This window comes from Zeimonas arvi (assembly GCF_008039575.1).
GTDB classification, from domain to species: domain Bacteria; phylum Pseudomonadota; class Gammaproteobacteria; order Burkholderiales; family Burkholderiaceae_E; genus Zeimonas; species Zeimonas arvi.
In genome coordinates, this window is the sequence record NZ_VDUY01000002.1 from 535,398 (window position 1) to 549,044 (window position 13,647).

General features: G+C 69.9%; 14 protein-coding genes. All 14 read right to left on the reverse strand.

Features of this window, described 5'->3' with window-relative positions:
• Nucleotides 1-27: 27 nt before the first annotated feature.
• The 14 genes from uvrC to acpP all read right to left on the reverse strand — a co-directional run bounded on the left by uvrC (nucleotide 28) and on the right by acpP (nucleotide 13,596).
• Nucleotides 28-2,079 carry an excinuclease ABC subunit UvrC gene (gene uvrC, locus FHP08_RS06955; RefSeq protein WP_147703611.1) on the reverse strand — a complete coding sequence of 684 codons (2,052 nt, stop codon included), beginning with the start codon at nucleotides 2,077-2,079 and terminating at the stop codon, nucleotides 28-30.
• Nucleotides 2,079-3,047 carry a beta-N-acetylhexosaminidase gene (nagZ, locus tag FHP08_RS06960; RefSeq protein WP_147703613.1) on the reverse strand — a complete coding sequence of 323 codons (969 nt, stop codon included), beginning with the start codon at nucleotides 3,045-3,047 and terminating at the stop codon, nucleotides 2,079-2,081. Before nagZ ends, uvrC begins: the two co-directional genes overlap by 1 nt.
• On the reverse strand, nucleotides 3,044-3,454 hold the full coding sequence (gene acpS / locus FHP08_RS06965; protein ID WP_147703615.1) for a holo-ACP synthase: 411 nt from the start codon (nucleotides 3,452-3,454) through the stop codon (nucleotides 3,044-3,046). The genes nagZ and acpS overlap by 4 nt, the downstream gene beginning before the upstream one ends.
• A complete protein-coding gene (locus tag FHP08_RS06970; RefSeq protein ID WP_147703617.1) occupies nucleotides 3,451-4,212 on the reverse strand; it encodes a pyridoxine 5'-phosphate synthase in 762 nt (253 codons plus the stop codon). Before FHP08_RS06970 ends, acpS begins: the two co-directional genes overlap by 4 nt.
• Nucleotides 4,213-4,219: 7 nt before the next feature.
• Nucleotides 4,220-4,930: a DNA repair protein RecO gene (gene recO, locus FHP08_RS06975; protein WP_147703619.1), complete on the reverse strand. Its 711-nt coding sequence runs from the start codon at nucleotides 4,928-4,930 to the stop codon at nucleotides 4,220-4,222.
• Nucleotides 4,917-5,819, reverse strand: coding sequence for a GTPase Era (gene era, locus FHP08_RS06980; protein WP_147703621.1), 903 nt, complete (start codon nucleotides 5,817-5,819; stop codon nucleotides 4,917-4,919). Before era ends, recO begins: the two co-directional genes overlap by 14 nt.
• A 15-nt stretch (nucleotides 5,820-5,834) precedes the next feature.
• The gene (gene rnc / locus FHP08_RS06985; protein WP_147703622.1) at nucleotides 5,835-6,578 is read right to left on the reverse strand and encodes a ribonuclease III; all 744 of its coding nucleotides are present in this window, start codon (nucleotides 6,576-6,578) and stop codon (nucleotides 5,835-5,837) included.
• A 32-nt stretch (nucleotides 6,579-6,610) separates the two neighbouring features.
• Nucleotides 6,611-7,054: a DUF4845 domain-containing protein gene (locus FHP08_RS06990; RefSeq protein WP_147703624.1), complete on the reverse strand. Its 444-nt coding sequence runs from the start codon at nucleotides 7,052-7,054 to the stop codon at nucleotides 6,611-6,613.
• Nucleotides 7,051-7,947: a signal peptidase I gene (gene lepB / locus FHP08_RS06995; RefSeq protein WP_147703626.1), complete on the reverse strand. Its 897-nt coding sequence runs from the start codon at nucleotides 7,945-7,947 to the stop codon at nucleotides 7,051-7,053. Before lepB ends, FHP08_RS06990 begins: the two co-directional genes overlap by 4 nt.
• 25 nt (nucleotides 7,948-7,972) lie before the next feature.
• The gene (lepA, locus tag FHP08_RS07000) at nucleotides 7,973-9,766 is read right to left on the reverse strand and encodes a translation elongation factor 4 (protein WP_147703806.1); all 1,794 of its coding nucleotides are present in this window, start codon (nucleotides 9,764-9,766) and stop codon (nucleotides 7,973-7,975) included.
• A 148-nt stretch (nucleotides 9,767-9,914) separates the two neighbouring features.
• Nucleotides 9,915-11,387, reverse strand: coding sequence for a Do family serine endopeptidase (locus FHP08_RS07005; protein WP_147703628.1), 1,473 nt, complete (start codon nucleotides 11,385-11,387; stop codon nucleotides 9,915-9,917).
• Nucleotides 11,388-11,531: 144 nt separating this feature from the next.
• The gene (locus tag FHP08_RS07010; RefSeq protein ID WP_147703630.1) at nucleotides 11,532-11,993 is read right to left on the reverse strand and encodes a protein YgfX; all 462 of its coding nucleotides are present in this window, start codon (nucleotides 11,991-11,993) and stop codon (nucleotides 11,532-11,534) included.
• Nucleotides 11,994-12,027: 34 nt separating this feature from the next.
• Nucleotides 12,028-13,263, reverse strand: a complete 1,236-nt coding sequence (gene fabF / locus FHP08_RS07015) for a beta-ketoacyl-ACP synthase II (RefSeq protein WP_147703632.1) — start codon at nucleotides 13,261-13,263, stop codon at nucleotides 12,028-12,030.
• Between the two features lie 93 nt (nucleotides 13,264-13,356).
• Entirely contained in the window at nucleotides 13,357-13,596 is a 240-nt protein-coding gene (acpP, locus tag FHP08_RS07020) for an acyl carrier protein (RefSeq protein WP_147703634.1), read from the reverse strand.
• Between the last annotated feature and the right edge of the window lie 51 nt (nucleotides 13,597-13,647).

The window sequence follows — 13,647 nt, forward strand, 5'->3', positions numbered from 1 at the left end:
ACAGCGCCCGGCGCGGCATCGGCGCGCTCAGTGAAGTCGACGGTAGATCTCTTCGGCCAGGGACCGCGAAACACCTTCCACCGAGGCCAGATCGTCGACGCTAGCCGCCATGATGCCACGCAGGCCGCCGAAGCGCGCCAGCAGGCGCTGCCGGCGTTTCGGTCCGACGCCTTCGATCTCGTCGAGCCGCGACGCCTGTCTGGCCTTGGCGCGGCGGGCGCGCATGCCGGTGATGGCGAAACGGTGGGCCTCGTCGCGCACCTGGGCGACCAGCATCAGCGCGGCCGACTCGCGGCCCGGCACCACGGCCTCGCGGCCGTCGGCGAACACCAGCGTCTCGAGGCCCACCCGCCTGCCCTCGCCCTTGGCCACGCCGACCAGCACGCCGGTGTCCAGGCCGAGCTCGTCGAAGACCTGCCGGGCCACCTCGACCTGCCCCTTGCCGCCGTCGATCAGGACGACGTCGGGCAGGCGGGCGGCCTTGCCGCGCGTGACGGACGCCTTCCGCGCGGCGGGCGCTTCCTGCGATTCGGCCGCGCCGGGTGTGTCCGGCGACGCCGGCGCCTCGAATCCCTCCGGCGCTTCCGGCGAGTCGGGTCCCTCGCGCGCCAGCGCCGCGTAGCGCCGGCTCAAGGCCTGGCGCATCGCCGCGTAGTCGTCGCCGGGCTCGATGCCCTCGATGTTGAAGCGCCGGTACTCGGCCGGCCGCATCGCGTGGTCCTGGTAGACGACGCACGAGGCCTGCGTGGCCTCGCCCATCGTGTGGCTGATGTCGAAGCACTCGATCCGCAGGCCGGCCAGGTCGCTGCCGTCGTCCAGGCCCAGCAGCTGCGCGAGCGCCCGGGTGCGGGCCTTCTGCGAGCCCTCTTCCGCCAGCGATCGCGCAAGCGCGAGCTCGGCGTTCTGGATCGCCAGCTCCAGCCACCGGCGCCGATGCCCCTGCGGCTGCCGGACCCAGGCCACCTGCCGACCGGCGCGCTGCTGCAGCAGCTCGAGCACGGCCGGGTCGGGTTTCGGGCCGTTCACGATCAGCACCGGCGGCACGAACACCCCGTCGTAGTGCTGGACCACGAAGGCCTCCAGCGCCTCGGCGAGCAGGTCCTCGGCGGGCGGCCCCTGCTCGCCGGAAGCCCCTTGCTCGCTGGAAGCCCCTTGCTCGCCCGAAGCCGCTTGCTCGCCTGCCCCCCCCTGCGCCTGCGGCGCGGCCAGCTGGCCACCGGCCGGGAAGAAGGCCTTGTCGCCCAGGTGCCGGCCGCCGCGCACCATGGCCAGGTTCACGCACAGCCGCCCGCCGCGGGCGACCGCCGCGACGATGTCGGCATCGGTGTCGCCGCCGGTCTCCATCGCCTGCTGGTGCATGACCTTGCCGAGCGCGCTCATCCGGTCGCGCAGCACCGCGGCCTCCTCGAAGCGCAGCGCTTCGGCCGCCGCGTGCATCCGGGCCTCGATCTCGCCGAGCACCTCGCCCTGGCTGCCGCCCAGGAAGCGCAGGGCCGCCGACACGTCGGCCGCGTAGTCCTCCTTCGAGATCGCCCCCACGCAGGGCCCGCTGCAGCGCTCGATCTGGTACAGCAGGCAGGGACGCGAGCGGTTGGCGAACACGCTGTCCTCGCAGGTGCGCAGGCGGAACACCTTCTGCAGCACCTGGATGCTCTCCTTGACCGCCCACGCGCTCGGGAAGGGCCCGAAGTAGTGGCTGCGCCGGTCGACCGCGCCGCGGTAGTAGGCGATGCGCGGGAAGGCGTGGCCCGAGATCTTCAGGTAGGGATAGGACTTGTCGTCGCGAAACAGGATGTTGTAGCGCGGCGCCCCGGTCTTGATCAGGTTGTTCTCGAGCAGCAGCGCCTCGGCCTCGGACCCGGTGACCGTGATCTCGACGCGCTCGATCTTCTCGATCATCAGCGCGATGCGCGGCGAGTGCGGCCCCTTGTTGAAGTACGAGGAGACCCGCTTCTTCAGGTCGCGCGCCTTGCCGACGTAGAGCAGCGCGTCGTCGGCGCCGATCATCCGGTACACGCCCGGCAGGCTCGGCAACTGCGCCAGGAACTGGCGCAGGTCGAAGGCAGGCTGCTCGGCCATCAGTCCCGGAACAGCGCCCCGAGCCGCTTGTCGAAGCCCTTCGGGCGGCTCCAGGGCAGGCGCGCGAGCAGCTCGTCGGCCAGGTCCGGGCGATTGCAGACCAGCACCATGTCGCAGCCGGCCTCGAAGGCCGCGCAGGCGCGCGCGACGATGTCGCCAGCCCCCGACGCCCCCTCCATCGTGAGGTCGTCGCTGAAGATCAGGCCCTTGAAGCCGAGCCGGCCGCGCAGGATCTCCTGCAGCCAGCGCTTCGAGAAACCGGCCGGCTTCTCGTCGACCTTCGGGTAGATCACGTGCGCCGGCATGACCGACAGCAGCGTGTCGCCCAGCCAGTGGTAGGGGGCGGCGTCGTCGGCCAGGATCGCGTCGAGCTCGCGCTCGTCGATGGGCAGCTCGAAGTGGGAGTCGCCGTGCGCGAAGCCGTGGCCGGGGAAGTGCTTGCCGCAGTTGCCCATGCCGCCAAGCAGCAGGCCGTGGTTCAGGCAGCGGGCCAGCATCGCCACCACCCGCGGGTCGGAGTGGAAGGCGCGGTCGCCGATCACGCTCGACGGCCCCCAGTCGAGGTCGAGCACCGGCGTGAAGCTCAGGTCCACGCCCACCGCTCGCAATTCCTCGCCGATGGTCCGGCCGATCTCGGTGGCGCGCCGGCAGGCGCCCAGCACGTCCTCGTCCCACTGGCGGCCGAGCTCGCGCATGGAGGGGATCCTGGTGAAACCCTTCAGGAAGCGCTGCACGCGCCCGCCTTCGTGGTCCACGCAGATCAGCAGCCGCGGCTTGCGCAGACGGCGAATCTCCTTGCACAGCTGCTTCAACTGCGCGCGCGACTCGAAGTTGCGCGCGAAGATGATGACGCCGCCGACCAGCGGGTGCCGCAGCCGCAGGCGCTCGGCGTCGGTCAGCGCGGTGCCCTCGATGTCGACGATCACCGGGCCGCGCGAAAGCTTGGAACTGGTCTTCGGCACGTTCAGGACTCCTGCTTGCGTTCGATGATCACGAAGGCGACCGCGCTGTCGACCTCGTCGGACAGCGACACGTGGGCCACCAGCCCGCGCTCGCGCATGTAGTGGGCCAGCGCATTGCGCGGATGCGCCACCGGCTGGCCGCGGCGGTCGTTGAGCACCTGCAGCGACAGCAGCGTCATCGGCGCGCGCAGCCCCACGCCGAGCGCCTTGCCGTAGGCCTCCTTGGCGGCGAAGCGCTTGGCCAGGTAGCGCGCCGCGTAGGCCGGGCCGTGCTCGCCGCGGCCGTGCCGGCGCCGGTACTCGGCCAGCTCGTCCGGCCCCAGCACGCGGCGCGCGAAGCGCTCGCCGTAGCGCGCGAGCAGGTCGCGGATGCGCTCGACCAGGACGATGTCGGTGCCGATGCCGTGGATCATTTCGCCGGGCCGGCGGCCGCCGCCTCGCGGATCAGCCGCTTCATTTCGCGCACCGCCTCGCGCATGCCGACGAACATCGCCCGCGAGACGATCGCGTGGCCGATGTGGAGCTCGCGCACACCGGCCAGCCGGGCCACCGCTTGCACGTTGAAGTAGTTCAGCGCGTGACCGGCATTGAAACGCATGCCGCAGGCCAGGATCGCCTCGCCGGCGGCGCGGATGCGCGCCAGCTCGGCCACAACCGGCGGGCTCTCGGCGTCGCGCCCGCGCGCGTGGAAGGCGTGCGCGTAGGGCCCGGTGTGGATCTCGCAGACGCGCGCGCCGATGCGCCTTGCGGCCTCGACCTGGGGCAGCTCCGCGTCGATGAACACGCTGGTGACGATGCCCGAATCGGCCAGTCGGGCCACGACCCCGCGCAGCCGACTCTCCTGCGACACGATGTCGAGACCGCCCTCGGTGGTGACCTCGTGGCGCCCCTCGGGCACCAGCATCGCCATCTCGGGCTTCAGAGCGCAGGCGATGCCGACCATTTCGTCGGTGGCCGCCATCTCCAGGTTCAGCTTGATGTGCGTGAGCTCGCGCAGCCGGCGCACGTCCTCGTCCTGGATGTGGCGGCGATCCTCGCGCAGGTGCACGGTGATGCCGTCGGCGCCGCCCAGGTGGGCTTCGACGGCGGCCCATACCGGGTCTGGCTCCCAGGTGCGGCGCGCCTGGCGCACGGTGGCCACGTGGTCGATGTTGACGCCGAGTTCGATCATGACGGTTTCAGAGCTTGTGCAGGTCGATCAGGATCTGCCGGGTGTTGAGCGGAGCGCCGTCCAGGTGATGGGCCAGAATGGCGCGCATCAGGTATTTTGCCTGCTGGCGGGCCGCCGCGCTGCCGAAGCGCCCGCCGGCCAGTTCGCGCAGGGTGCTGCCAGCCACCGCCGAGGCCTCGCCCGGCTCGGCCGCCACGAAGCCGCCGCCCGGGCTCCATCGGTAGAGCCCGCGATCGTCGATCGGCCGGTCGGCGGCGTCGCGCTCCAGGTCGGGGGCATAGCCGGTCTCGCGCAGCAGCAGCCACTCGAAGCGGCGCAGGGTCTCGTCGGCCGGTGCGCTGCCCTCGGAAAGCTCGCGCAACGCCTGCTCGTAGGCGTCGTAGAGCGCAGGGTGCGCGTCCTCGCGCGGCAGCAGCCGCATCAGCAGTTCGTTCAGGTAGAAGGCGCAGAGCAGCGCGTCGCCCTGCGGCGCCGGCAGCCCCCCGGTCCACTCGGCCCCGGTCAGCGTGCGCAGCTCGCGCGCGCCAGCCCAGGTGGCCAGCAGCGGCTGGAACTGCAGCAGCACCGCGCGCAACGCCGAGCGCGGCCGCTTGGCGCCCTTGGCCACCGCAGCGATCCGGCCGTGCTCGCGGGTGAACAGGTCGACGACGAGGCTGGTTTCGCGGTACGGCGTCGAATGGAGCAGGAAGGCAGGCGCGCTGGTCCTACTCGTAGCCATAGGCCCGCAGGCTCTGCTCGGTGGCCGCCCAGCCCGACTTCACCTTGACGAACAATTCCAGGTAGACCTTGCAGCCAAAGAGCTTCTCCAGATCCTGGCGCGCCTCGGTGGCGATGCGCTTGATCCGCTCGCCGCCTGCGCCCAGCACGATCGGCTTCTGCCCTTCCCGCTCGATCAGGATCGCCGCGTGGACGCGGCGCAGCTTCGGCAGTTCCTCGAACAGCTCGATCTCGACGGTGCTGTCGTAGGGCACCTCGTCGCCGAGCCGGCGGAAGAGCTTCTCGCGGATCAGTTCGGCGGCCAGGAAGCGCTCGCTGCGGTCGGTCAGCGAGTCGGGGTCGTACATCGGCGGCCCCTCGGGCAGGCGGGCCGCGCAAAGGTCGAGCAACAGCGGCACCTGGCGGCCGGTCTTCGCGCTGATCGGCACCACCTCGTCGAAGGCGCGGCAGGCGGTCGCCTTGTTCACCAGCTCGATCAGACGAGCCTTCTCGGGCACCGCGTCGACCTTGTTGATGGCCAGCAGCACCGGCCGGTCGGCCGGCAGCAGCTTCGCGATGCGCTCGTCGGCCGGCGTCCAGCCGCGCGCATCGCAGACCAGCACGACCACGTCGGCGTCCTCGGCCACCTGCACCGCGGTGCGGTTGAGCACCCGGTTGAGCGCACCACCGCTTCGGGTCTGGTAGCCGGGGCTGTCGATGAACACCAGCTGCGCGTCCGGGCGGGTCACGATGCCGGCGATCCGGTGGCGGGTGGTCTGCGGCCGGTCGGAGGTGATCGACAGCTTCTGGCCGACCATCCGGTTGAGCAGCGTGGACTTGCCGACGTTGGGACGGCCCACGATCGCGACATGGCCGCTGCGATGGACGACGGGCGTATCGGAATCGGTCATGGGTGATGCGCGGGGTCAGGCCGCGGCTGGCGCGTCGCCCCGGACCGGCGCGTCGGCCCGGGCCCGCGACCGCTTGCGCTCGGGCGGCATCGCCGCCTGCGCCGCCTCGAGCGCGCGCCGGGCCGCGCCCTGCTCGGCCGCGCGCCGGCTGGCGCCGCTGCCCAGCACCCTGATCTGCAGCTTGGGGATCGCGCACTCGACCTCGAACATCTGGCTGTGCGCGGCGCCGTGCGTGGCCACCACCGAATAGACCGGCAGCGGCAGCTTGCGGCTCTGCAGCCACTCCTGCAGCAGCGTCTTGGCGTCCTTGCCCAGCGTGAGCGGGTCCACCGAGCGCAGCACCGGCTCGTAGAGCGCGACGATCGCCTTCTCGGCGGCGGGAAAGCCGGCGTCGAGGAAGATCGCGCCGAAGATGCCCTCGAGCGCGTCGGCCAGGATGGACGGCCGGCGATGCCCGCCGCTGCGCAGCTCGCCCTCGCCGAGCTGCAGGTGTTCGGACAGCCCGATGCGCTGGGCGATCTCGTAGAGCGCCTGCTGCTTGACCAGGTTGGAGCGCAGCCGCGACAGGTCGCCCTCGTCGAGACGGCCGAAGTGGCGGTAGAGCATGGTGGCCACGACGCAGTTGAGCACCGAGTCGCCGAGGAACTCCAGCCGCTCGTTGTTCGGCTGGCCGAAGCTGCGGTGGGTCAGCGCCTGGCGCAGCAGCGCGGCATCGTCGAAGCGATGGCCGATGAGCTGCTGCAGCCGGTCGAGATCCATTCGATGCGCTTGCCGGTGGGCGGCAGCCTCGCTCAGTGGCGGCTGCTGCCGTGATAGGCGATGACCAGCGATACCGGGCCGGCCAGCTCGATCCGCTTTTCGTAGGCGAAGGACACCACGGTGGCGCCATCGACCTTCTCGATGATCAGGTCACGACCGGAGATCGACTTGATGTCGTCGACCGCGGCGAAGCGGTCGAAGGCCACCTGGAGCTCGCGCGCGCTGGGTGCGCCGGAGGTGACCACCTTCTCCACCGCACCCTTGATCGCCATGTACTCGAGTGCCGAAGGCACCACCCGCATCGCGACCACCGCGATCGCGATGACCACCGCCGCGACGAACAACAGGCCGATCAGCGAGAGACCCCGCTGGGCGCGCCGGAGCGCCGCTCGGGACGCGAGGCGGGCGGCGCCTGCCGCCGAAACGGCCGTACGGGTTGCGACTGCCTTGCTTGCGACTGCCTTGCTTGCGCTCATTCGAAGCTTCCGATCCTGGAAAGGTCGCCGAAATTCATCCAGATGAAGAAGGCCCTGCCGACGATGTTGCCTTCCGGAACGAAGCCCCAGAATCGGCTGTCCAGGCTGTTCTCGCGGTTGTCGCCCATCACGAAGTAGTGGCCCTCGGGCACGGTGCAGGTGACGCCCCGGCTGTCATAGCGGCACTTCTCGAAATGGGGAAACCGCTCCATCGGCTGTATGAAAGGCGGTTTTTCCAAGTCTGTCAATATCTTATGGGAGGTTTCTCCCAATCGTTCTGAATACTGGGGCGCCAGGGTGAGACGCCGCCTGTCCTCGAACTCGCCGGCCCGTTCCAGCGGCACCGGCTGGCCGTTGATCGACAGGCGCTTGTCCTGGTAGGCCACCACGTCGCCCGGCAGCCCCACCACCCGCTTGATGTAGTCGACCGAGGGGTCGCTGGGGTAGCGGAAGACCATCACGTCGCCTCGCTCGGGCGCGCCCGTGTCCAGAATCTTGGTGTGGACCACCGGCAGACGAAGGCCGTAGCTGAACTTGTTCACCAGGATCAGGTCGCCGACGACCAGCGTGGGCAGCATCGACTCGGACGGGATCTTGAACGGTTCGGCCACGAAGGAGCGCAGGCCGAACACGAGCAGGATCACCGGGAAGAGCCCGGCCGTGTACTCCAGCCAGAGCGGCTGCCGCTCCATGCGGTCGCGCAGCGCCTCGCGCTCGGCGGCCACCGCCTGCTCGCCGCCCGAGGCGCGCAGGCCCGGCGCGGCGTCGCGGTCGAAGCCGGCCAGCGCGAGCTCGGCGGCGCGGGCGCGGCGCGGCCGGAACACGAGGCGATCGGCCACCCAGGCCGCGAAGGTGACGAGCAGGAGCAGGAAGAGCAGCAGCGCGAAGTTCATCGGTCGGGGTTCTCGAGGGATTCGGTCAGCGGTCTTCGACCTGCAGCACCGCCAGGAAGGCCTCCTGGGGGATCTCCACGCTGCCGACCTGCTTCATCCGCTTCTTGCCGGCCTTCTGCTTCTCGAGCAGCTTCTTCTTGCGCGTGATGTCGCCGCCATAGCACTTGGCCAGCACGTTCTTGCGCATCGCCTTCACGTTCTCGCGCGCGACGATGTTGCTGCCGATCGCGGCCTGGATCGCCACGTCGTACATCTGCCGCGGGATCAGTTCGCGCATCTTGGCTGCCAGGTCGCGGCCGCGGCTCTGCGAGACCGAACGGTGCACGATCAGCGACAGCGCGTCGACCTTCTCGCCGTTGACCAGGATGTCCATCTTGACGACATCCGACGCGCGGTACTCCTTGAACTCGTAGTCCATGGACGCATAGCCGCGCGAGGTCGACTTCAGCTTGTCGAAGAAGTCGAGCACGATCTCGTTCATCGGCAGCTCGTAGGTCAGGTGCACCTGCCTGCCGTGATAGCTCATGTTGGTCTGCACGCCGCGCTTGTTGGTGCAAAGCGTGATCACGTTGCCCACGTACTCCTGGGGCGTGAAGATCGTGACGGTGACGATCGGCTCGCGGATCTCCTCGATCTTCGCCGGATCGGGCATCTTGGAGGGGTTCTCGACCTGCAGCACGGTGCCGTCGCGCATCAGGACCTCGTAGACGACGGTGGGCGCCGTCGTGATCAGGTCCATGTCGAACTCGCGCTCGAGCCGCTCCTGCACGATGTCCATGTGCAGCAGGCCCAGGAAGCCGCAGCGGAAGCCGAAGCCCAGCGCCTGCGACACCTCGGGCTCGAACTGCAGCGACGCGTCGTTCAGCTGCAGCTTCTCGAGCGCCTCGCGCATCGCCTCGAACTGGTTGGCCTCGACCGGGTAGAGTCCGGCGAAGACCTGCGGCTTGATCTCGCGAAAACCGGGCAGCGGCGCCTCGGCCGCCGGATTGACCAGCGTGATGGTGTCGCCGACCTTGGCCGCCTTCAGCTCCTTGATGCCGGTGATCACGTAGCCGACCATGCCGGTGGCCAGCTCGGTGCGCTGCACCGCCTTGGGCGTGAACGAACCGACCTGCTCGCAGACGTGCACCGCGCCGGTGGCCATCAGGCGGATGCGGTCCTTGGGGCGCAGCACGCCGTTGAAGACGCGCACCAGCATCACCACGCCGACGTAGTTGTCGAACCACGAGTCGATGATGAGCGCCTGCAGCGGCGCGGACGGATCGCCCTTGGGCGGCGGGATCCGCGCCACGACCGCCTCGAGGATCTCGTCGATGCCCACGCCGGTCTTGGCGCTGGCGCGGATCGCGTCGGTGGCGTCGATGCCGATCACGTCCTCGATCTCGGCGGCAGCGTTGTCCGGATCGGCCTGCGGCAGGTCCATCTTGTTCAGGACCGGCACCACCTCGACGCCGAGCTCGATCGCGGTGTAGCAGTTGGCCACCGTCTGGGCTTCGACGCCCTGCGAGGCGTCGACAACCAGCAGCGCGCCCTCGCAGGCCGACAGCGAGCGGCTGACCTCGTAGGAGAAGTCGACGTGCCCCGGGGTGTCGATCAGGTTCAGCGCGTAGACCTGGCCGTCTTGCGCCTTGTACTGCAGCGCGGCGGTCTGGGCCTTGATCGTGATGCCGCGCTCGCGTTCGAGGTCCATCGAGTCGAGCACCTGCTCTTCCATTTCACGGTCGGACAGGCCGCCGCAACGCTGGATCAGGCGATCGGCCAGGGTCGACTTGCCGTGGTCGATGTGCGCGATGATCGAGAAGTTGCGGATGTGCTGCATGGAGGACGACATCGGGCCCTGCGAGGCGAAGGCTGCAAAACAGCGGGGACTGCAGAACGGCAGGCGCGCGGCCGCGAAACGCGGCCCCGCGCCCGGCACGGGACAAACCGGGGATTTTAGCAGCGCGGCCGGCCCGGGCCGCTCCGCTTCATTCCGGACGGATCGGCACGAACTGCGCGTTGTCGCCGCGCCGCACCAGCAGCACCACGGTGCGGGAGCGGTCCAGCCCCTTGACCAGTTCGTTGAACTGGCTCGCTCCGGTCACCTCGGTGTTGTTCACCCCCAGCACGATGTCGCCGGCCCGCAGCCCGGCACGCGCCGCCGCGCCTTCCACGCCCTGCACCAGCGCGCCGCCCTTGATACGCAGTTGCGCGAGCCGGTCGGCCGGCACGTCGACGACCGCCAGGCCCAGCGCGTTCATCGCGGGCTGGGCCGGCGGCTGCGCGCCGCCCTGCCCCGGGCCGCCGGCGCGGGCCGTGACCTCGGGCTTGAGCTCGTCGACCGTGATGCTCAGGTCGCGCTGCTGGCCGCGGCGCCAGACCTGCAAGGTGACGCTGGTGCCGGGCCGGGTGCCGCCGACCAGGCGCGGCAGGTCGCTGGCTCGGTCGATCTGGCGGCCGTCGAAGCGCAGGATGATGTCACCGACTTCGACGCCGGCCTTCTCGGCCGGGCCGCCGCGCTCGACGCTGCGCACCAGCGCGCCTGCCGCGCGCGGCAGGCCGAGCGGCTCGGCCACGTCGCGGGTGACCTCGGCGATGCCCACGCCGATCCGGCCGCGGATCACCCGGCCGGATTCGCGCAGCTGGTCGGCCACGCGCATCGCCTCGTCGATCGGGATCGCGAAGGAGATGCCCATGAACCCGCCGGTCCGGCTGTAGATCTGCGAGTTGATGCCGACCACCTCGCCGGACATGTTCAGCAGCGGCCCGCCCGAGTTGCCCGGGTTCACCGCCACATCGGTCTGGATGAAGGGGAGGTAGTCGCCGGTGTCGCGGCTCTTGGCCGAGACGATGCCGGCGGTCACCGTGTTGTCGAGCCCGAAGGGCGAGCCGATCGCGATCACCCATTCGCCGACCCGCAGCTTCGTGGAATCGCCGACCTTGAGCGTGGGCAGGCGATCGGCCTCGATCTTGACCAGCGCCACGTCGGTGCGACGGTCCGAACCGATCACCTTGCCGCGCAGCTCGCGCTTGTCGGTGAGGGTCACGTAGATGTCGTCGGCGCCGTCGACCACGTGGTGGTTGGTCAGGATGTAGCCGTCCTGGGAGATGACGAAGCCGGAGCCCACGCCGCGCGGCACTTCCTGCCCCGGCCCGCGCTGGCCGTTGTTCGGTCCCTGCGGGTTCGGCTGGCCAGGCTGACGCGGCGGAAAGAAGCGGCGGAAGAACTCGAACAGCGGATCGTTCTCGTCCATGCCCTCGGGCAGCGGGAAGGGAAAGCCGGGCGGCGCGCCGGCGCGATCGCCATTGATGCGGGCCGTGGTCCGGATGTTCACCACGGCCGGGCCGGCCTTCTCGACCAGATCGGCGAAATCGGGCAGCTGCCGCGCCTGCGCCTGCGCGGCGGGAGCGAGGAACCAGCTCGCGCTCGCCATCGCGAGCGCCAGGATCAGCTTCTTCATCGGTCTGTCGTTGTCCAGGGTTGAAGTGGCGCCGCAGCGGCGCAACGAAACGGTGTCGGTCCGCGGCGGCCGACCTTTCCGGCTCCGCGGCCCGCAATTCCCGAGCAGGTGCGAGCCAGGACGCCGGAATTCAAGTGCTGCCGATCAGCCGGCCGCCTGCCGGCCGCGACGCAGCCAGGCCAGCCAGCTCACCAGCCTGCGCCAGGTTTCCTCGTCGTGGCCGGCGCGGCCGATCAGGATCTCGTGACGCCGCCCGGCGCCGCTCCGAAGCCGCAACCAGACCAGGTTCTCGCCGGCATGCCAGCGTTCGACGCCCACCGCCACGAACTCGCCCGTTTCGCGGCCCGAATCGCCGCGCCAGGCCGGTCGCCCGTCCGCTGCAACCCGCAGGGTACCCCAGGAGAGCCCGAAACCGGCATGCCGCCAGCCCGCCCAGAGCATCAGGGCGCCGAGGCCCAGCAGGATCCATCCGTCCTCGCGGCCCCGGGAAAGCCAGGCGGCCAGCGCGAAGCCGGCCACGCCCAGGCCGATCACGGCCGCCCGCAGTGCGCGCACCGCCGGCGAGGGCGTCACCGGCACTTCGAAGCTCGCCGGGGCGTCGTTCACCGTGAACGGACCGGGTCGCGCACCGGCTCGGCGCTCACACCCGCTTGAGAACCAGCGTGCCGTTCGTGCCGCCGAAGCCGAACGAGTTCTTCATCGCATAGTCGATCTCGAGCTGCCGCGCTTCGTTGGCGCAGTAGTCCAGATCGCACTCCGGATCCTGGTTGAAGAGGTTGATGGTGGGCGGCGACACCTGGTGGTGGATCGCCAGCGCGGTGAAGACCGTTTCGATGCCGCCGGCCCCGCCGAGCAGGTGACCGGTCATCGACTTGGTGGAGTTCACCACCAGGTTGCGGGCGTTGTCGACGCCCAGCGCCGCCTTGATCGCCTCGGTCTCGTTCCTGTCGCCCAGCGGCGTGGACGTGCCGTGCGCGTTCAGGTAGTCGATCTGGTCGGTGCCGATCTTCGCGTCGCGCAGCGCATTGAGCATGCAGCGGCGCGGGCCGTCCATGTCGGGAGCGGTGATGTGGTGGGCGTCGGCACTCATCCCGAAACCGACGACCTCGGCGTAGATCTTCGCGCCGCGGGCCTTCGCGTGCTCGTACTCCTCGAGCATCATCACGCCGGCGCCCTCGCCCAGCACGAAGCCGTCGCGGTCGCGGTCCCAGGGCCGGCTGGCCGTCTCGGGGTCGTCGTTGCGGGTCGACAGCGCTCGCGCCGCGCAAAAGCCGCCCAGGCCCAGCGGCGAGACGGTGCACTCGGCGCCCCCGGCCAGGATCGCGTCGGCGTCGCCGTACTGGATCAGCCGGGCCGCGTCGCCGATGCAGTGCAGCCCGGTGGTGCAGGCGCTGACCAGCGCGTAGTTCGGGCCCTTGAGCCCGTACATGATCGACATCTGCCCGGAGATCATGTTGATGATCGAACCGGGAACGAAGAACGGCGACAGGCGGCGCACGCCGCGGCTCTTCAGCTCGTCGTGGGTGTGCTCGATCAGCGGCAGGCCGCCGATGCCCGAGCCGATGATCACCCCGACGCGATCGGCGTTCGACTCGTCGACCTGCAGGCCGCTGTCGCGCAGCGCCTGCACGCCGGCGGCGATGCCGTAGTGCACGAAGGTGTCGAAGTGACGCGCCTCCTTCGGAGGCATGTACTCGGACACCTCGAAATCCTTGACCACGCCCGCGATCTGCGTCGGGAAGGCCGATGCGTCGAACCGGGTGATCCGGGAGATGCCCGACTTCCCGGCCACCAGGTTCTGCCAGGCGGACTGGACATCGTTGCCGACCGGGGAGACGACTCCCAGGCCGGTGATCACGACTCGGCGTCGACTCACGTCATTGCTCCTGGCCAGATCGGGTTGAGGAACCGGAAAATCGGGGGCGCGACCCGAGGGATCTCGGCGGTCGCGCGACGCTCTCGCGAGGCCTCAGGCCTTCGAGTGCGACTTCACGTAGTCGATCGCCTGCTGGACCGTGGTGATCTTCTCGGCTTCCTCGTCGGGGATCTCGGTCTCGAACTCGTCCTCGAGCGCCATCACCAGCTCGACGGTGTCGAGCGAGTCTGCGCCCAGATCGTCGACGAAGGACGACTCGTTCTTGATGTCGGCTTCGTTCACGCCGAGCTGCTCGGCGACGATCTTCTTGACGCGTTGTTCGATGTTTTCCATTTCCTTGCTCCTTTGGCCGCGCGGTCACGAGCCTGTCTGTTCGGTTTCAGG

Excerpts from the sequence above, each read along its gene's own strand:
- uvrC (WP_147703611.1), bottom strand. The coding sequence starts at position 2,079 with ATGGCCGAGCAGCCTGCCTTCGACCTGCGCCAGTTCCTGGCGCAGTTG.
- acpS (WP_147703615.1), bottom strand. The coding sequence starts at position 3,454 with ATGATCCACGGCATCGGCACCGACATCGTCCTGGTCGAGCGCATCCGC.
- FHP08_RS06970 (WP_147703617.1), bottom strand. The coding sequence starts at position 4,212 with ATGATCGAACTCGGCGTCAACATCGACCACGTGGCCACCGTGCGCCAG.
- recO (WP_147703619.1), bottom strand. The coding sequence starts at position 4,930 with ATGGCTACGAGTAGGACCAGCGCGCCTGCCTTCCTGCTCCATTCGACG.
- era (WP_147703621.1), bottom strand. The coding sequence starts at position 5,819 with ATGACCGATTCCGATACGCCCGTCGTCCATCGCAGCGGCCATGTCGCG.
- rnc (WP_147703622.1), bottom strand. The coding sequence starts at position 6,578 with ATGGATCTCGACCGGCTGCAGCAGCTCATCGGCCATCGCTTCGACGAT.
- FHP08_RS06990 (WP_147703624.1), bottom strand. The coding sequence starts at position 7,054 with ATGAGCGCAAGCAAGGCAGTCGCAAGCAAGGCAGTCGCAACCCGTACG.
- lepB (WP_147703626.1), bottom strand. The coding sequence starts at position 7,947 with ATGAACTTCGCGCTGCTGCTCTTCCTGCTCCTGCTCGTCACCTTCGCG.
- lepA (WP_147703806.1), bottom strand. The coding sequence starts at position 9,766 with ATGCAGCACATCCGCAACTTCTCGATCATCGCGCACATCGACCACGGC.
- FHP08_RS07005 (WP_147703628.1), bottom strand. The coding sequence starts at position 11,387 with ATGAAGAAGCTGATCCTGGCGCTCGCGATGGCGAGCGCGAGCTGGTTC.
- acpP (WP_147703634.1), bottom strand. The coding sequence starts at position 13,596 with ATGGAAAACATCGAACAACGCGTCAAGAAGATCGTCGCCGAGCAGCTC.